Origin of the sequence: Cohaesibacter gelatinilyticus, assembly GCF_900215605.1 — a bacterium.
GTDB lineage: Bacteria > Pseudomonadota > Alphaproteobacteria > Rhizobiales > Cohaesibacteraceae > Cohaesibacter > Cohaesibacter gelatinilyticus.
Map to the genome: position 1 here is coordinate 24,462 of NZ_OBEL01000007.1, position 18,863 is coordinate 43,324.

General features: G+C 54.2%; 15 protein-coding genes. 12 read left to right on the forward strand and 3 right to left on the reverse strand.

Features of this window, described 5'->3' with window-relative positions:
* Positions 1–201: 201 nt before the first annotated feature.
* The gene (locus CRO57_RS21180; RefSeq protein WP_097155523.1) at positions 202–993 is read right to left on the reverse strand and encodes an IclR family transcriptional regulator; all 792 of its coding nucleotides are present in this window, start codon (positions 991–993) and stop codon (positions 202–204) included.
* A gap of 166 nt (positions 994–1,159) precedes the next feature.
* Here CRO57_RS21180 and CRO57_RS21185 point away from each other — a divergent pair, with 166 nt between their 5' ends.
* From CRO57_RS21185 to CRO57_RS21195, 3 genes are all read left to right on the forward strand, one after another.
* A complete protein-coding gene (locus tag CRO57_RS21185; protein ID WP_097155524.1) occupies positions 1,160–3,046 on the forward strand; it encodes a TRAP transporter permease in 1,887 nt (628 codons plus the stop codon).
* The gene (locus tag CRO57_RS21190; RefSeq protein ID WP_097155525.1) at positions 3,043–4,080 is read left to right on the forward strand and encodes a TAXI family TRAP transporter solute-binding subunit; all 1,038 of its coding nucleotides are present in this window, start codon (positions 3,043–3,045) and stop codon (positions 4,078–4,080) included. Before CRO57_RS21185 ends, CRO57_RS21190 begins: the two co-directional genes overlap by 4 nt.
* 270 nt (positions 4,081–4,350) lie before the next feature.
* On the forward strand, positions 4,351–5,955 hold the full coding sequence (locus tag CRO57_RS21195) for an alkaline phosphatase family protein (RefSeq protein WP_097155706.1): 1,605 nt from the start codon (positions 4,351–4,353) through the stop codon (positions 5,953–5,955).
* Positions 5,956–6,052: 97 nt separating this feature from the next.
* Here the strand turns inward: CRO57_RS21195 and CRO57_RS21200 are convergent, their stop codons facing one another.
* Positions 6,053–6,703 (reverse strand): GntR family transcriptional regulator, encoded by a 651-nt coding sequence (locus CRO57_RS21200; RefSeq protein WP_210200964.1) that lies wholly within the window; start codon positions 6,701–6,703, stop codon positions 6,053–6,055.
* Between the two features lie 173 nt (positions 6,704–6,876).
* Here CRO57_RS21200 and CRO57_RS21205 point away from each other — a divergent pair, with 173 nt between their 5' ends.
* The 7 genes from CRO57_RS21205 to CRO57_RS21235 all read left to right on the forward strand — a co-directional run bounded on the left by CRO57_RS21205 (position 6,877) and on the right by CRO57_RS21235 (position 14,484).
* On the forward strand, positions 6,877–7,842 hold the full coding sequence (locus CRO57_RS21205; RefSeq protein WP_097155526.1) for a Bug family tripartite tricarboxylate transporter substrate binding protein: 966 nt from the start codon (positions 6,877–6,879) through the stop codon (positions 7,840–7,842).
* Positions 7,843–7,878: 36 nt separating this feature from the next.
* Complete coding sequence (locus CRO57_RS21210; protein ID WP_097155527.1) at positions 7,879–8,343, forward strand: tripartite tricarboxylate transporter TctB family protein; 465 nt, start codon at positions 7,879–7,881, stop codon at positions 8,341–8,343.
* Positions 8,344–8,353: 10 nt separating this feature from the next.
* On the forward strand, positions 8,354–9,859 hold the full coding sequence (locus tag CRO57_RS21215; RefSeq protein WP_097155528.1) for a tripartite tricarboxylate transporter permease: 1,506 nt from the start codon (positions 8,354–8,356) through the stop codon (positions 9,857–9,859).
* 26 nt (positions 9,860–9,885) lie between these two features.
* Positions 9,886–10,257: a hypothetical protein gene (locus CRO57_RS21220; protein WP_097155529.1), complete on the forward strand. Its 372-nt coding sequence runs from the start codon at positions 9,886–9,888 to the stop codon at positions 10,255–10,257.
* Positions 10,258–10,353: 96 nt separating this feature from the next.
* On the forward strand, positions 10,354–11,640 hold the full coding sequence (locus CRO57_RS21225; protein ID WP_097155530.1) for a hypothetical protein: 1,287 nt from the start codon (positions 10,354–10,356) through the stop codon (positions 11,638–11,640).
* A gap of 649 nt (positions 11,641–12,289) precedes the next feature.
* A complete protein-coding gene (locus CRO57_RS21230) occupies positions 12,290–12,901 on the forward strand; it encodes a uridine kinase family protein (protein WP_097155531.1) in 612 nt (203 codons plus the stop codon).
* Positions 12,902–13,203: 302 nt separating this feature from the next.
* On the forward strand, positions 13,204–14,484 hold the full coding sequence (locus tag CRO57_RS21235; RefSeq protein ID WP_097155532.1) for a spinster family MFS transporter: 1,281 nt from the start codon (positions 13,204–13,206) through the stop codon (positions 14,482–14,484).
* A gap of 62 nt (positions 14,485–14,546) precedes the next feature.
* Here the strand turns inward: CRO57_RS21235 and CRO57_RS21240 are convergent, their stop codons facing one another.
* Positions 14,547–15,449: a LysR substrate-binding domain-containing protein gene (locus CRO57_RS21240; protein ID WP_097155533.1), complete on the reverse strand. Its 903-nt coding sequence runs from the start codon at positions 15,447–15,449 to the stop codon at positions 14,547–14,549.
* Between the two features lie 98 nt (positions 15,450–15,547).
* On the opposite strand from CRO57_RS21240, the gene CRO57_RS21245 reads away from it, so the two are divergent.
* Entirely contained in the window at positions 15,548–18,538 is a 2,991-nt protein-coding gene (locus CRO57_RS21245) for a choice-of-anchor D domain-containing protein (protein WP_170956204.1), read from the forward strand.
* A 102-nt stretch (positions 18,539–18,640) separates the two neighbouring features.
* Entirely contained in the window at positions 18,641–18,862 is a 222-nt protein-coding gene (locus CRO57_RS21250; protein WP_097155535.1) for a hypothetical protein, read from the forward strand.
* Position 18,863 lies beyond the last annotated feature (1 nt).

Below are 18,863 nucleotides of genomic sequence, written 5' to 3' on the forward strand. Positions count from 1 at the left end.
GTCGCTTGGTAAAACATAGCCAAACAATTACACTATTTTGTTGTATAATGATTAAAATATCAGAACAAACGAACAATTTCACTGAAAAAACCAAGACAATTCAGCAATGTGATCAATAATATAAAGATTGATCGATCTGAAACAAGCAAAACATCTTTGAACATTGGCAATATAGCAAAGCTTCAGATAGTGAAAAATTTTCTATAAACGCCCCACTACATTGGACTTGAGAGCAATTCTATGCGCAGCTGCCGTCAGATCTGTCAAATATTCATTAACCACATTGTCTATCGCAAAATTCTTCTCGGCCCAAACCAGATTGAGCGCACCAATGGGCCTGCCATCCTGTATGATCGGCACGGCAATTGCCGCAGGAATGACCCCGTAATCAACTGCCCTTCCCCAATGGCCTTTTTCGCGCTGGGCATAGCCGTTGGCACGGATCTGCCTGACAAGCACATCAAAGCGATGAACCGCTGGCAATTCCGTCTTCATGGCATGTTTGGACAGATCTTTCAGAGCAGCCTTCAAATCCTCTTGCGGCAAGGCCACAAGGAAGGCCAGACCAAGAGCCGAACAGAAGGGCGACGGGCGAAAGCCGATGCAATAGGGATAAATGCCGTGGGTATCAAAAGAACGGGTGGTGTCGATAATCTCAATCCTGCCATTGCCCAGATCACTGGCTAGATCCACTGCCAGTCCGGTCTTTTGCGACAGATCGAGAATGATATCCTTGGCATTTTCGACCAGCAGATCAAAACCGGCGACCTTTTGCCCTTGCCCCGGCATGCCCGAGCCAATCTGATAGACGCCGTCTCCGGTCCGGCGCACCAGCCAACGCTGGCTCTCCATCGTGGCACACAGCCGCAAGATGGTCGCCTTGGGCAAACCGGTACGAACAGCCAGCGCCGCCAGCGACGAAGGGCCATGTTCGGCAATCACATTCAAAATATCCATGGCCCGCAAAACGGATCGATTGAGAGTGAGGCTCATCGTCGAGACTGATCCTGTTTTTTCAAAGTGCGTTTCATCTAATGAAACACCCATTCGTGCTTATACGCATTCCATCCTAGACTGCCCTCCATCGCAGATGCACCAAAAACCTTCAACTGAAAAATAAGAATGAGGGTTTTGGTGAGATGCGTGGGGAGGAACCAAATTGACCAATATCGCTTCATCGGCGCGCCGGGTGACGGCTCAATCACTGTCGCTGATCATTGTCTCGACCATTCTCTATGTCTCCGTTTTCGGCGTCTTCAATGACTCTTACCTACGGGTCGGAATGCTGCTGGTCAGCAGCCTTTTGCTGCTATTATCAGATGATTACACCAAGGGCAGCCTGCTCTATCGCATCCTGTCACTCGCTGTCGCCTGTCTGCTGGGTCTGGCGGTCTTTCAATATTTCCGCGCCTCCGAAGAGATCGAAACCGGGCTTTACTTCCTCACCAGTCAGGATATCTGGTTCGGCATCCTTGGCATCATCGCGGTGATCGAGCTGACCAGACGCGCCGTTGGCTCTGTCATGGCCGTGGTTGCCAGCTCCTTGTTTCTCTATGGTCTGTTTGGACACATGGCCCCGGGCCTGATGCGCCATGCGGGCATCTCGACCGAAGAAATCATCCAGGTCCTGTGGTTCTCCTTTGACGGTGTCTTTGGCCGTCCCATGGCGACGGTCACCGCCACCATTCTCATCTTCATTCTATTCGGTGCGGTGCTGGAGCTTTTGCGTATCGACCGGGTGCTGGTGCAATTGGCGCTCAGAGCTACCGGCGGCTTGCGTTCCGGCCCCGCGGCGGCCGCCACCATTGCCAGTGGCCTGTTCGGCACCATTTCCGGCAGTGCGGTGGCCAATGTAGTCGGCACCGGGGTCATCACCATTCCGTTGATCAAGAAACATGGCTTCAAACCAAAATTCGCCGCCGCCGTGGAAGCTGCTGCCTCATCTGGCGGGCAGATCACCCCGCCCATCATGGGGGCGGTGGCCTTCATCATGGCCGATATCACCGGCGTGCCCTATCTTGCCATCTGCCTTGCCGCCGTGGTGCCTGCCGCGCTGTATTATGGTGGCCTTTTCATGGCCATTTCCAGCGCCGCCCGCAGCCTGACCCCAAAGGAAACAGCGGTCGAGCCCATCTCCTTCGATTGGCGCGAACTGGCGCAAATAGCCGTTTTCGTCCTTTCCCTGACTGCCATCGTGGTGGCCATGGTCAATGGCCTCTCGGCAGCTTATGCAGGTTTCATCGGGCTGATCACCGCCGCCATTCTCGGCTTTGCCATTCGACCAGATCTGTTGCTGGATGGCGAGGGCTGGCTCCGCTTCCTTCGTCTTGGCGGGCTGATCTCGGCACAATTGGTGGTGATTGTCGCCGCCGTTGGTGTGGTCATTGGCGTTTTGAACATGACCGGCGTCGGTCTGCGCTTCGCCTCTCTTGTCTCCAGCTATGCCGATGGGCATCTCGCCATCTCACTGGTCTTGATGGCGGTCGCCTGCCTGATGCTGGGCATGGGCATGCCAACCGTGCCCGCCTATCTGATCATCGTGCTGATCATGGGCCCGTCCTTGCAGCAATTGGGCATCCCCATCGTCCATACTCATATGTTCGTGCTCTATTTCGGGGTTCTTTCTGCCGTGACACCGCCCGTAGCGCTGGCCGCCTTTGCCGCCGCCCCCATAGCCGGGGCCGGAGCCAGCCCCATGGCAACGGCGTTCGAGGCCTCTCGTCTCGCCCTGCCCGGCTTTGTCATTCCCTTTGCCTTTGTCTATCAGCCAGCGCTTTTGCTTGGCACCGGATATGAGCTGGCGCAATCAGCTCAATCCATTCTCTTCGTTCTGCTCTCTGTGCTGATGATCTCGCGGGCCTGCTATCCACGAACTGATAAGCAATACATGATCCCCGTCGGATTGGGTCTGGCAGCTGCGCTTCTTTTCTTTGGCCCGCTTGTCTCCTGGATCGCGACCGCGGCCACCCTTCTTCTTTTGCTCTTTGATGATGGAGCCATGAACCTCTTTTTGAAATCCAGTGATAAAATGGGAGAAACCAAATGACCAGACCAGTCCTGACCCGGCGCACCCTCATCAAGGGCGCAACCGCCATGACGGCAGCCAGCCTCATTCCCAATATGGCCCTGTCCAAAGAGCTGCTGCGCATGTCGACCCTTGGCCCGGGCACCAGCCCGAACCTTGTGATGACCATGTTTGCCAGCATCGTTAACAAGCAGCTGCCAGACTATGAAATTCAGGTCAATGCCACCGGTGCCGCCACCCGCCATGTACTGGAAGTCGCCATGGGCAAAAGCATGTTCTGCATGTCCTCTCCCACCATCCATGCCTTGATGCGCAAAAATCTGGCCATGTATAAAAAGATCAAGCAGGCCCCGGAACTGGTCACCAAACTGCGCACGGTCTTCAATTTCCCCATGGGTCTCTATCACATCGCGGTCTATGACTCCTCCGGCATCAAATCCATTGCGGACGCCAAGGGAAAACGCGTCTTCCTCGGCCCTCCGGGCGGGGCCGCCTTCACCACCATGAAGCGCCTGTTCAAGGCCGTTGCAGGTCTGGAAGAAGGCGAGGATTATGAAGCGGTGAAACTGGGCTGGGATGCAGCCGCCGCTGCCTTTCAGGATGGCAATCTCGATGTCTATTGCAATCCGACCAATGCCCCAAGCCCGGTTCTGACGCAGATTGCGGTCACAAACAAGATTCGCTTCCTTGGCATCCCGGCAGACAAGCTGAAGACAGAAGGCGTGCAAAAGCTGACCCGCCGTCCGGGCTTCAAGGCTACCACCCTGCCAAAGGGCGTCTATGGCGACAACCAGGTCAATGAAGGCGATGTCACCACCCTTGGCGTCACCGTGGGCGTGGTCACCAACGAGAAAGCTGGCGACGACATGATCTATGAAATGACCAAGGCTTTCTATGCCGGCGTGGCCGATCTGAAAGGCTCCTCCCCATGGCTGGAAGTCGTCACCCCGGAGGCCGCCGTTGCCGACATCAATCTGCCGCTTCATGCCGGGGCCTATCGCGCCCTGACCGAGCTTGGCGTCACCATTCCGGATGCGGCCAAGCCCGTTTCCTAAAACCAAGACAGAAATCCTCGGTTCTCATCTTTCCAGAGAGAAGGAGCCGACAGGAAAGTCTGGCCGGGGCAACCTCCGCCCCGGTCAGATGCTCGTATAAGCGAATTCTTATCCGAAAAGTCTGCAACTTTTCTCAGAACGCGCTGTAAATAGAAATCCAGCCCTCTCCTCCTCCCAATCGTCTATCAGGGCACCATGTCGGGTGGTTGGGAGGAGGAGAGAGCTGGCCCAGAATTACCAAGCCAAACCAAAGACTTTGGAACACATCGCATGGCCAAGAATGTTCTTTTCATCATGTGCGACCAGCTGCGCTGGGATTATCTGTCCTGCACCGGACATCCGCACTTAGCGACTCCCAATATCGACAAGCTGGCCGAGCGCGGAATGTTGTTCGATCGCACCTATGTGCAATCTCCCATTTGCGGCCCATCGCGCATGTCCTTCTATACCGGTCGCTATGTCAGCTCGCACGGATCGACCTGGAACAATATCCCGCTGAAAGTCGGCGAGATGACCCTTGGTGATCATCTACGCCCGATGGGTGTGCGCACCGCGCTCTGCGGCAAGACCCATATGACAGCTGATGCCGAAGGTATGCGCCGCCTTGGCCTGGCACCAGACAGCACCATCGGCGTACTGGTCTCCGAATGCGGGTTCGAACCCTTTGAGCGCGAAGACGGCCTTCACCCGGACGGCAACCGCTATGCCCGCAATGAGGCTTATGATAGCTACATGAAAGAGCAAGGCTGGCAGGATGAGAATCCTTGGAACAGCGTTGCCAACAGCGCCGAAGATGACGAGGGCAATATCCTCAGCGGCTGGTTCATGGAACATGCCGACAAACCGGCCCGCGCAACGGACGAGCAAAGCGAGACCCCTTACATCACCCGCCGGGCAATGGACTTCATCAATGAGGCGGGCGACCAACCTTGGTGCCTGCATCTTAGTTATATCAAGCCCCATTGGCCCTATATCGTGCCAGCCCCTTACCACGACATGTATGGGCCAAACACCCATATGCCGGTGGTCAAATCCGAGGCCGAGCGCGAAGATCCGCATCCGGTCTTTGGCGCTTTCATGGAAGAGCGCGTCTCCCGCGCTTTCTCGCAAGACCATGTCCGCACCCGCGTAATTGGCGCTTATATGGGTCTGATCAAACAGCTCGATGATCAGATCGGCGAGCTGATGCGTTTCATGGACGAGAAGGGCCTAAGCGATGACACCATGATCATCTTCACCTCCGACCATGGCGATTATCTTGGCGATCACTGGATGGGCGAAAAGGAGCTGTTCCATGATCCGTCCTCACGCATTCCGCTGATCGTGGTCGATCCAAGCCCCGAGGCCGACGCCACAAGAGGCATCAAGAGCGATACCCTGATCGAAGCCATCGATATCGTGCCAACCATATTGGATTTTTATGGCGGCAAGGAAGTGCCCCATATTCTGGAAGGCAAATCCCTTTTGCCGGTGCTGCATGGCGACGTGAGCAAAGTGCGCGACTTTGCCGTCTCGGAATATGACTATTCCATGCGCGATGTCCGCACCCGCCTTGGCGTGGAAGTGGCGGATGCCAAACTCACCATGCTATTCGATGGTCGCTGGAAATATATCTATGCCGAGGGTTTCCGTCCCATGCTGTTCGATCTGGAGCATGACCCTGATGAGCGGATAGATCTGGGGGGCCTGCCGGACTATGCCGATCAGTGCCAAAAAATGGAGCGGCTGTTCTTTAACTGGTGCCGCCGCACAAACCAGCGCACCACCATGTCCGACGAAGACATTGGTGGCCGCAATGCCAGCAAAGGCGAAGCCAAGGTCGGCATCCTCATTGGCTATTGGAACGAGCAGGAACTGGAAGACATGAAGGACTAGACTTTGTCTCTGTCATCCCCCGCAACAAAACCCCGTGCTGATCACATGGGGTTTTCTTTTGCAAGAATGCTATCTTCCGCCCTTTGCAACGCGGATATCACATCTCGAACGCGATTTGCAGATGGATGCGATAGGAGCTTTCGATATGATCTTTCGCAGCCTGTTCTGCGCGGTCCGGGTCCCGGGCGCGGATGGCATCGACGATGGCCTTGTGTTCCTTATACAATTCCGCCGGTCGCCCTTGCGGGATATATCGGGCACCACGCAGCAAGGCCAGATCATCGCTCAAGGCATTGAAGGTCTTGAGCAGGAAGCGGTTTTTCGCGGCATAGAAAATGGCTTTGTGCAGATCCCAATTGCCCTGATTCAGCGCCCGCTTGTCCGCATTCTCGCCATGCGCCCTGTCGAGAATGACCTGCATCTGTTCGATTTCCATATCAGATGCATGCTGCGCAGCAAAGCGCGCGGCAATGCCCTCCAATTGCTGACGCAAGAGATACAGCTCGGAAATTTCCAGCCGATCCAGCTCGGCCACCACAGCCCCGCGCTGCGGCTCGATGGTGACGCGCCCTTCTGACTGCAACCGGCGAATGGCCTCGCGCACCGGCGTACGGCTGATGCCCAATCGATTGGCAATCGAGGCTTCCTTGATGCGCTCTCCGGGATGAAATTGCCCTTCGCGAATGTCCTCCAGAAGCTGGCGATACACTTTTTCTGCCAAGGGCAAATCTGAATTTTCGGCTGACATGGATATCCGAACTCACTTTAAATAACCCTAACACACTGATGTGCTGGCATTTTCATCGACTGCATCTATCTGGGATCACTTTTAGAACATTACGATTGATTTTTCAAAATGTTTATGATTGTATGCATAAAAGTACATTTCATGAAAAATGTGCACCAACCAGGAGGAAGCCGATGTATGCCGCAATGAAATCAATCCTGATCGGAGCTGCAATGGCAGTTGCCAGCACCACATTTTCAATGGCAGATGATTATCCCAAAAAGCCCGTCAGTATGATTGTTGCCTATTCGCCAGGTGGCGGCACCGATACCGCTGCGCGCATTCTGGCCAATTACATGAACAAGCATCTTGGCCAGCGACTGATCATCCGCAACAAGCCCGGCGCGGGCGGTCAGGTTGGCTTTTCGGCGCTGGCACGTGCCAAGAATGACGGCTACACCATCGGCTTCATCAATATCCCGTCGATTTTTCTGGTGAAGATGTTGCGCGAGAATGTGCCGTTCAATATGTCTGACTTCGAACCCATCGGAAATATCCAACTGGATCCGGTTGTTCTGACAGTACCTGCCGACAGCCCCTACAAGACCTTTGCCGACTTTGCCAAAGCAGCCAAAGCCAAGCCGGGCGGTCTGACCGTGGGCGGTGACGGGCCACAATCAAACAACCAGCTCCAGCTGGTGGTGACAGAAGATGCGCTTGGCATTGATGTAAACTTTGTTCCGTTCAACGGCTCCGGCCCTGCCATCACCGCAACCATCGGCAAACAGGTGGATGCTTCCGTGCCCTCTGCCAGCTCTGCCACTGGTCAGGTGAAAGATGGACGCTTGCGCGCACTCGCCGTCTTTGCCGCCAAGCGCTATCCCTATCTGCCGGATGTACCAACCATCGCGGAGGCTTCCGGCACCGAGGTTCAGAATATCGGCGCATCCATGCGCGGTGTCGCGGTGCCAAAAGGTGTCTTGCCTGAGCAAAAGGCCGTTTTGGAAAAAGCCTTCAAGGATGTGGTCAATGATCCGAAATTCATCGCCCATATCGAACGTCTGGGCCTGCCTCTGACCTATATGAGCGCAGCTGAATTCGGCGACTATCTGTCCTCAGCCGAGAAAAGCATTGGCGGCTATGTCGAGCTGCTGAAGTAACCGACATTGCAATAACCAACCGGGAAGGCCGTGATCATGTTCAATGAACGCAGCAAAGATATCCTGTTTTGCAGTCTAACCTTTATCGCGGCCTCTGCGGTGCTGATAACCAGTTTCAGCTATCAGCCCGCATCGGCCTATTTCCCGCAATTACTGGCCATATTCATAGCCATTCTGGCGGTGACATTGGGCATCAACAGACTGAAAGCATCTGCGGACCCCACCGCAGATGCCGAAGCTGAAAAATCCAGAGACCTGGCGGATCTGGCAGGCTTTGCAAAGGTGGTCATCAGCATCCTTGCCTATACAGGACTGATGCTCGTGGTGGGCTTCCCACTGGCTACCTTTTTGTTTCTGTCCCTGACGATGGTGATCTCCGGCGAACGGCGCCCCTTGCTGGTGTTGCCGGTGGCGCTGGGACTGACCGGCCTTTTGTATTTCCTCTTCTTCTGGTTCCTGGGTGTTTACCCGCCTGAGGCCCTTCTTTTCGAGCTGATCTGAGGACTATCAGATGCTAGACAATCTTCTGCTCGGGTTTGATGCCCTCATGACGCCAATGGCGTTGTTCGCAGTGACCATCGGTGTCATTGGCGGCGTGGTGATCGGCTCCCTTCCGGGACTGACCAGCACAATGGGTGTGGCACTTCTCATCCCGTTGACCTTCTCCATGCCCCCCGAAGCCGGGCTGGCCATGCTGGGCGGCATCTATCTGGCCTCCACCTATAGCGGGTCCATCAGCGCCATCATCCTCAATATTCCCGGAACACCTGCCGCCGTAGCCACTCTTTTGGATGGGCATCCCATGTCCAAACGGGGCGAAACCACCCGGGCGCTGGCACTGGCCACCTTTGGCTCCAGCATTGGTGGTCTGCTCAGCGTCATTGCGCTATTGCTGCTGGCCCCACCGCTGGCTGAATTCTCGCTGAAATTCGGCTCGCCCGAATATTTCCTGCTGGCGGTCTTTGGCATCACCGTCATCGCATCCCTGTCTGCCGGGGCCATGTCGAAAGGCTTGATCGCCGGGGCAATGGGTCTGCTGCTCAGCACCATCGGCTCTCATCCGCTGACAGGCGAGTTGCGTTTCACCTTTGGCCAGCCATCACTTTATGACGGCATTCCGATGGTGGTGTCCCTGATCGGGCTCTATTCCATCCCCGAAGTCATCTCGATGATGAGCGGCAAAACCACATTGGTGGCCCAAACCGGCATCAGCGGAGATCGCGGTCCCTTTTCCTATCTGGGCGAGGTTTTGAGACGCAAATTCAATATCCTGCGCTCCTCCCTGATCGGCATCATCGTGGGCATCATTCCCGGTGTTGGCTGCAGTGTTGGCGGCTTTCTCTCCTATGATGCTGCAAAACGCGCCGCACATAACAAGGAAGAGTTCGGCAACGGCGCGCCAGATGGCGTCATCGCCAGTGAAACTGCAAACAATGCGGTGACCGGCGGCACGCTGATCCCGCTTCTCACCCTTGGCATTCCCGGCAATCCGGTAACAGCCGTGCTGCTCGGCGGCTTGATGATCCATGGCCTGCGTCCAGGTGCTGATCTTTTCACCCTCAATGCCGGGATCACATATGGCTTCATGCTCAGCCTTTTGCTGGCCAATATCCTGTTTGTTCCGGTCGGACTGATCTTTGCCCGCTATTGCGCCAAGGTCATCACGGTCCCGCGGGAAATTCTCGCCCCCTGCATTCTGGCTTTTGCCGTGATCGGCTCCTATTCCATTCGCGGCTCAGTCGAAGACATCCTGATCATGCTGGCCGTTGGCATCATCGGCTTCGGCTTCAACTTCTTCGCCGTGCCGCGCGCACCACTGGTGCTTGGACTGGTGCTTGGCACCTTGGCAGAAGGCGAGCTGGCGCGCTCCTTGGCGCTGGTCAGCGGCAATGTTCCGGCCTTCCTGATGCAACTGGTCACGCGGCCAATCTGCATTGTCTTGCTCATCCTGTGCGCCTTTGCCCTCTATCAGGGCGTGGTTCAGCACCGGCGCAATTCTCACATGCTCGATAGCTAAAATCATATCAAAAGGGAGACGATAAAATGAACCGCACTCTGACGATCACCACTCTGGGCTTGCTTGTTGCCATGTCTTCAAGCCTGGCCGCGCAAGAGCTGAAAGTCCCCGCTTCTGCCGCACTGGACAAGAAAGGCATGCTGGAAATTTCCGGCTCTGGCTTCAAGGCCAATGAGCCGGTGCTGCTGCTCTTCACCACTGCAGACGGCGTAACCTCGGAAATCGGCTATGCCCTGAAGCCAGAGCCAGTGGCAGATGCCAAAGGCAACTGGAACACCCAATGGTCCTATGGCCGCTTCGTCAAGAAAAAGCTGGTTGCCGCAGGTGATTTCACCCTGTCCGCGACAGATGACGACTTCAACGAACTGGCCGCCACCAAAATCAAATTCCAGAAATAGGCCACCCTCTTTTCAAGACTTGCGCTTGCCCGCCATCGGGCAGGTGCACCCGCGCTTTTGCCCGAGTATTTTGCCCGATCCTTTTGAAAGAACAGCATGACCTCCCCCACTTTGATCCGCCGCGTTGGCGACGCCAGCGCCCACCATTTTTTCGGATATTACAACAAGTCGAATTTCGACCGTGAGGACAAGCGATTGCTGGCGCAGCGCGTGGACCGTTTCACCGGAGACATTACCGGCAAGGAAAAAGCCACGCTGGGATATTTCGATCTGGAAGCAAATGATCAGTTTCACGCCATTGGCCAAACCACCACCTGGAATTGGCAAATGGGCAGCCAGTTGCAATGGGTCGGCAATTCAAACCGCATCATCTATAACGCCCGCACTGACAGCTCGGATCGAGATACCCCCTATCCGGATTTCTGTTCCAAGCTGCATGATCTGGACAATGGCGAGACACGCACCCTTCCGCTGCCGGTCTATGTGCTATCCCCGGACGGGCATTATGCCTTGAGCGTCAATTATTCTCGCTTCATGGTGACCCATAAAACCATCGGCTATCCGGCATCTCATCAGGAACCACAGCTGGAAAAGGCTCCGGCGGATGATGGAATCTATCGCATGGATATCAAAAGCGGCGACTATCAATTGATCCTCAGTCTGGCACAATTGCGTGCCTTTGATCCCCGCCCCTCCATGGACAAGGCCATTCACTGGATCACCCATCTGGAAGCCAATCCATCTGGCAGTCGCTTCCTTTTCATCCATCGCTGGACCGAGCGCGTGGAGGATGAAACCTGCTTCCTGCATCGCCTCTTCACCGTGAATGGTGATGGCAGCGACTTGCGCCTTCTGGAATGCTCCGACCATCCCTTGCCGCAACTGGCAGCGGATTTCGACGCCAATGCAGTCGGCACCTTTGACTATGAAAAATCCGAATATCAGATCTCCCATCCCATGTGGAAGTCCGATGAGGAAATCATCGTCTGGGGCCCTCATGATGGCGCCATCCATTACCATCTCTATCATGATGCAACGGGCAAGGTGGACATCATCGGGCCGGACATTCTGACCGAAAATGGCCATATGACCTATTCACGCGATGGGCGCTGGATCCTGTCGGACACCTATCCCGATGCCAATACCAACGAGCGCATCCTCTTCCTGTTCGACACCCACAGCCAGACCCGCCACGATATCGGCTCCTTCTTCACACCGCCGGATCTGGGCAAGCACAATCGCTGTGACCTGCATCCACGCTGGAGCCACGACAACAAACGCGTTTGCATCGATTCCGTCCACGAAGGCACCCGCCAACTCTATCTGGCTGATGTCAGTCACATCCTGAACGATCAAAGCATGGCCCGGGCAGCCAACTCTTGAACTCTGCTTCCCGAACACATCCCCCGCAAGGAAACCCCGCAGAACGTGAAGTCGTGACGCGGGGTTTTTCTTTGCCTTCATACCGTCCGGCCCACCTTTTGGGACATTTCGACCCTTTGAAATTTCGTCGGAAAAACCAAAAAGGACGATCGGGAGGCCCGTTTATAAGCGCGTATCATGTATATACCCGTCTCCCGATCCTTGTTTTTTCTTTCTTTTACTCATTTTCAAAGGGTTCAAAGGGTCTAAAGGTCCAGAAAATAGAGAGAATTGGAAAATCAAAAAGGGTCCAAAGGGTGCAAAGGGGTCAAAGGTCCCTATCCTCAAAAAGGTCGATTTCGCGCAAAATTTTTCTCTTCTTGACTTACGTACTTTCTGTCGCAAAATTTGCCAAATCTCAAAGGGTCAAAAGGCCACAAAGGTGCCAAACCTCCCCAAACATACCCAAATCCTCCAAACATGTTCCCCCTCGTTGGTATAACCACCCGCATGGTAGCATCAAAGGCGTTTGGGAGAGAGAAAACAGAGAGGACAAAGAACAAAAGACCCGGTCCGGAATTTTTCAAAGTTGTGATGTTTGTCAAAACAGAGTACGCGGCCTATAGATAGGATCCGAAAGACATCATTTCGGCACATCCAGGATGACAACATGAAGATCATTTCCATCGCAGGTGGTTCGGCATCTGGCAAAAGCTCATTTGCTCGCAGGCTTCAGAACCGCATTGGCACGGACAAGGCCAATCTGATTTGCGAAGATGATTATTATCTTGGTGCGGTGGAGGGCAATTTCGATCATATCGACACCAAGGACCATGCCCTGATCCTCTCGCACATCAATGATCTGAAAGCGGGCAACAGCATCGAAGTGCCGCGCTATGACATGAAAATCCATGACCGCTCGGAAGAAGTGGAAGTCATGGAACCAAAGGATGTGCTGATCCTGGAAGGTACCCAGATCCTCTATCGCAAGAAGCTGTCACGCATTGCCGATTGCAAGGTCTATATCGATGCCCCAGATGACATCCGTCTCGCCCGCCGCATGGCACGCGACATCATCGAACGCAAACGTGACCCGGAAGACATCATCAATCAATATCTGGAACAGGTGAAACCGATGCATTATCGCTATACCTACCCGTCCAAATATGTGGCCGATGTCATCATCAACAACGAATTCAGCATGTACAAGAACCCGTCCCGCCTGGATCGCTATATCGAAATCATCATCAACCGCGTGACGGGATCGGAGGAAACGGTTTAGAGCGTGGACTCTTCTTGCGCTACATTCAGAGACAGAAACCAGTCGGAAGCGATCATTCACTTCAGGAGCGAATAGTTTGATGCCTCCAGTCGTAACGGACATTCGGGGAAGATCAGCTTCGAAAATACTGGTGCGATGCATTCGGACAGGCACCTGATTCTCAAAAAGAACTGGTTTCAAGCAGGTATATTTGCAAAAGCTCCCTCGAGCCAACACTGGCATATTGGCCATTGAAACATCTCTGGTAATTTGAGAATCTTTGCCTTACCAGTGAAAGTGTCGGTGTCTTGAGGGGGGAAAGCATGGCGCAAAAGGGGAATCCAGCAAATAGAAAGCTGCTCTATTTGCTGACGGCAATGTTTTCACTGAGCTATCTTGATCGTCAGATATTGAACATAACGCTCAATGATATAGGGGCGGAATTCTCCCTTACAGATCTACAGCTTGGCAGTCTTTCAGGCATCGCCTTTGCCATTGTTTATGTGGTGTTCGGCTTTCCGGTAGCTCGTCTCGTCCGGCCCGGAAATCGCAAGGTCATCGCAGTAGCTGCGCTTTCCTTCTGGAGCACCATGACGGCGTTGATGGGGATAGCTGGCTCGTTCGTTACATTGCTGCTGGCCCGGATTGGTGTTGGGGTTGGCGAGGCCGGTTGCGTGCCGCCCTCGCATTCCATGATCATCGATGCTTTTCCACCGGAGAAGCGGGCCAGTGCTCTGTCTTTCTATTCTGCGGGCACCAATATCGGTATTTTTCTGGCCTTTCTGGTTGGCGGGATTTTAACGGCCAAGTTCGGATGGCGTATTGCTTTTCTGGCGGCTGGTCTGCCGGGAATTGCGCTTGCCATATGGATCTATTTCAAACTTGATGAGCCTGCATCGCCTGTTGCGTCCACTGATAGACAGTCTGAGAAGAAAAGCTATGCGTCCCTTGCAAGAGCGTTGCTTGCAGACAAAAGCACGCGGCACACGCTGATTGGCGTTGCCTTGACCGCAATGGTCGGCTTGGGCGCATCGGCCTGGATCGCTACCTTTCTGATCCGCGTCCATGCGCTGGAAATCGCGCAGGTGGGTGTCTATCTCGCGGTGACCATTGGCATCATAGGGGCCGTGGGGACCTGGCTCGGCGGCGTTCTGTCAGACCGTCTGGGGCGCAAAAACCCGACCTGGCGTTTGAAGTTTGTCGCAGTGACGATAGTGATCGCCAAGCCATTTTCCATCCTGTTTTATCTGCAGGACCAGACCATGGTTGCGCTCGTGATATTTGTTATCCCCGCCATGGTCGGTGCCATGTTTGTCGGCCCGTCCTTTTCGCATCTCTATTCACGCTTTGAAGCCTCATCCCGCCCGATGATCACCGCAATCCTCATGTTCGTGATCAATCTGGTCGGGCTGGGATTGGGGCCAACCCTTGTCGGTTTGATAAGTGATATGCTTGCTCCGACCGAGGGCGAGGGATCCTTGCGCTATGCCTTGGTTCTTTTGCAGATAGCGGGGCTTTGGGCTGCGGTTCATTTCTGGATTGCAGGACGCGCCATGAGTGATGTTAGTGCGCGTTCCCGAAAAGTTGAAGCACTTTTCGGATAAGAACTCGCTTTAAATCAAAGCGTTAAAGCACTACCCACGATTCAACGATTGTGAGAAGTGCTTTAATGCTCCGCAAAGCAGGATGTTATCTGCTCGCTGAGCCATCTAAGGCCGTCATCCTCGCTCGCTCGTTTGTGCCAGATAAGATGAAATTGCTGATTGCTGAGCTCCATCGGCAAATCAAGGACCTGCAGCCGGAGTGAGGGGGCCACTTGCTCGGCATAGAGGCGCGGGACAATACCGAGCAGATCCGTGCTTGCGACCAACTGAGTGATGGAACTGATTTTATAGACCTGGCAGACCTCTCGCGGATTCAGCCTCTGCCAGAAAGTCACTTTCTCTGAGTTTGCCAATTTTCCAGGTGCCAGCGAGATACTGACAAAGCCTTCCTGTTTCAGCTCAGGCACGGTCAGCGGTGCGCCTATCCTTGGGTGATCCTGACGGGCCACCAAAACCACATCAACGGGACAAAGGGGCTTGCTTTCAAGCTCGGGCTGCTTGCCATGCATCAGAAAAACCGCAAGCTCCGTTTTCCCGGTCATCAAAGCCTCTTCAAGGGGCATCAATTGAGGGGGGCTTAACTCAAAGCTGATCTGGCTGTCGCTGCCGATCTGGTCGAGCAGTCGCGACATGATATGTTGTTCAAGCGGTTCTGCGATCAACAAATTGAAATGCCGCTTGGAGACCTTGGGGTCAAAAGCCGAAGGAGAGCCGATGGACTGACGCAATGTGGAAAGCGCACTGCGCACCGGTCCGATAATTGCCTCCGCCCGCAAGGTTGGCACGACGCCATTGCCGCTTCTCACAAATAGTTGATCATCCATCTGTTTTCGCAAGCGCGACAAGGCATTGGAGACGGCTGGCTGGCTCAGGTCCAGATTATCCGCAGCACGCGAGATGTTTCCGCAGGAATATATGGCCTCAAAGACCAGCAGAAGGTTCAAATCAAAGTCACGCATATTCATAGCGGAAATAACCCTTATTCACGTTACCGTCTTTCCATGATAACACCAGACACCTAGCATCCCGCAACCATTAACAAAAGATGAATAGCGGGCTGTATATGCGTACCATGTCGTCAAACCTTTTTTCGTTTTCCAGTCGAGCGACATATGTGATTTGCACGCTGGCATTGCTGTGTCTGACCAGTCTGTTGAGCAGCGAAGCGCATGCAGCGCCGGAAATGTCCGTTACAGCGCCTCACAGTAGCCCTGCGAACCGGGAGATTACTGATAATCTTACATCCACATCTACTGCTTCTGGCACCCGGTTCTCATCTCAGCCGCTTGTTGGCGGCTCGCAAACCTTCACCTATGAGATCCATAATTCTGGGACTGATCCGCTGAATTTGATTGGGGCGACCCCGGTCACACTGACCGGGGACGATACCGCTCATTTCAGTGTCACCCAGCCCTTGCTCAGCGTGGTGCCTCCCGCCAGCTCGACAACCTTTACCGTCACCTTCGATCCCGCTGATACAGGGCCCCTGAGTGCCACGGTAAACATCGCGAATGATGATGCAGACGAAAACCCTTACAATTTTGCGATTTCGGGCACAGGCGAAGGGCCCAGCATACAGGTTCGCTACACCGACCTGTTTGGTTTCGAAGTGCTTGATGGAAGCACCACTACGCACGCGAGAACCGGCACCGAGTTTGGTTCAGTTGACGTGAATGGCGGAACATCCAGCCGTTTATTTCAGTTGAGAAATATTGGCACGGAAAATCTTGTGTTGCCCGGTAACGTTACGATTAGCGGTGCCCATGCCGCCGATTTTACCGTAACACAGCAACCCGCTGGCACATTGACACCAAGTCAGCGGGGCTATCTCACGATAGAGTTCAATCCCGGCGCGGTTGGCCGTCGTACCGCTCTTGTCACCATTGCGAACAATGATCCGTCAAGATCGCCTTTCGATTTTGTTATTGCAGGAACGGGTGATGCCGGTGCTGCAGAAGTCCAGGTGACACATCTTGGAAGCGATATCGCTTCAAATATAAGCTTTGATTTTGGTGACCCATCAACCTACACATTTTTTGGCCCTGTCGACGCAAACGCCATTGCCGTCGATAAAGTCTTCAGAATTTCAAATATCGGGACGGCTCCTCTTACTCTGGGACCCAATGCGGCGAGTATACTCAACAATACCGCCGGTTTCTCCGTTCTCGCTCAGCCCGCCTCGGTGATACAGCCGGGTCAATCAAGTGATGTGATTGTGCGATTCACGTCGCGGCTCGGAGGAACGATAACTGGATTGCTCATAAACAGTGATGATGCAGATGAGAGCACATTTTACATCAACCTTTACGGCCTGGGCGTTGCCAGCGCCGCCGAAATCGATGTAACAGGCAATGGCCAGGCGATCATTGATGGCGATAGTTCGCCCAGCACAGCCGACCACACCGATTTCGGTGCGGCGGACATCGCGACAGACACGATCAGCCGTACCTATACGATCCGCAATCCGGGCAGCAGTATCCTGACCCTTGGTGCTAACGCGGCAACCCTGTCAGGCCCCGATGCGGGAGAGTTTTCCATTACCACCCAGCCGTCCGCAACCATCGCCGCGGGCAGCAGTTCTACACTTGTTGTAACCTACAATCCGTCGGCTGTGGGATCTCATGCCGCGACTCTGAACATTGCCAGTGATGATGCGGATGAGAACCCTTACAATTTTGCCATTGCGGGGACGGGCACAACTGTCGGAGGCGGCGTGACGATCGTGCTGAATGTGGCGGGACCGGATACAAATCTTGATTTCACCTCTGCGACCGGCGCGCTGAATCTCTCACTCACTTCAGCGGGCGGATCGGCGCAAAGCAATGTGACAGGGATAGCGCCGGGTACTCATCGGATCGTGGCGGCAGATCTCGGTGCACTGGGCTATGGTATATCGGCCATATCCTGTTCGGATGATGATTCAACCACCGACCCTGCAGCGCGTTCTGCAACCATTCGGCTCGCAGCAAATGAGAGCGTAACCTGCACTTTCACATTGACACAGAGCCGGGACGTGACCAGCCAGATGATTGTTGACTATCTGAGCGCAAGAAACACTTTGATCCTCCGGAACCAGGCGGATCGCACACGTCGGCTCGCCCGCTTGCAACAAGGCGCGTCACCACGGGAGCGCACGGCAAGCGTCACCACACCATTGGGTTTTGTTGCGCAATTGCCTTCCCCCATGGCCCTCACCTTGAATGAAGGTCTGCTGTCCTATTCGGCCAGTGCACAGGAAGCTCTTAGCTTTTTTGACAACAGAACGCGCAGTTTCGAACTGCCGCAGATGGGCCGATGGGACATCTGGTCGGAAGGGCGTTTCAATATTTTCGACGACAAGAAAGACCAGTCCGGGCAGTTTGGCATCGTGCATTTTGGCGCTGACTATTTGCTGAGCAAGGATATTCTGCTTGGGGCCAAGGCACAGATCGACTGGATGGACCAGACCTTTGCCGCCACCACCGGCAAGGTATCGGGGACCGGCTTCATGGTCGGCCCTTATGCAACAGTCGCGCTTACTGACAGCCTGTTTCTTGATCTGTCCAGCACCTGGGGCATGTCGGAAAATTCCATCTCTCCCTTTGGCACCTACAAGGATCAGTTCACCACCAACCGCTGGATGGTGGATGGATCGCTGACCGGGCAATATGTCCTGGATCGATGGACGCTCCACCCCACATTGGCCTTTGCCTATATCGAGGAATATCAGAGCGCCTATACGGACAGTTTGAATGTTCGGATACCCGACCAGACAGTGGCGCAAGGGCAAGTCAGTTTCGCGCCGCGTTTGTCCTATACTGCCCCATTTGAGAAAGGTGGAGCACTGACATCCTGGCTGGAAACAAAAGGCCAATATGCCTTCAATAGGGGTGAGAAGCCGTCCAATGGATCTTATGGTGATGCCAATATCGGGCTCTCAGCGTCAATTGAGACCGGCCTGGATCTGAATTTGCACACTGGTAGCGCTTTTTCCCTTTCGGGCAAATATGACGGCGTCGGTACAAACACGACCAGCTATGGCTTCAAGCTCGGTATCCGCGTTCCATTAAACTGACCAACGCACCGCATCCAAGTGTCACTGGTGAAATTATCATCAACCGCGTGATGGGATCGGAAGAGACAGTTTAGGGCTTGGCCCCTTCGAGCGCTGTGTTCAATGACAAAAGTAGCTGGTCAGCAGTCATTCGCTGTGCAATCCATGAACTCACAAAATGCGGACATTTACGACATTCACACAGTTCGTGTAAATGACCGCTTTTTGGGCTTGCTTCTTCAACATGTAGCATGCGGATCATCCGTTCTGGACCAATCAATGGACGACCAATCTGATTTTGCAAAAATTGTGCTTGAAACAGACACGCCGCTGCGCGGTTTATAAA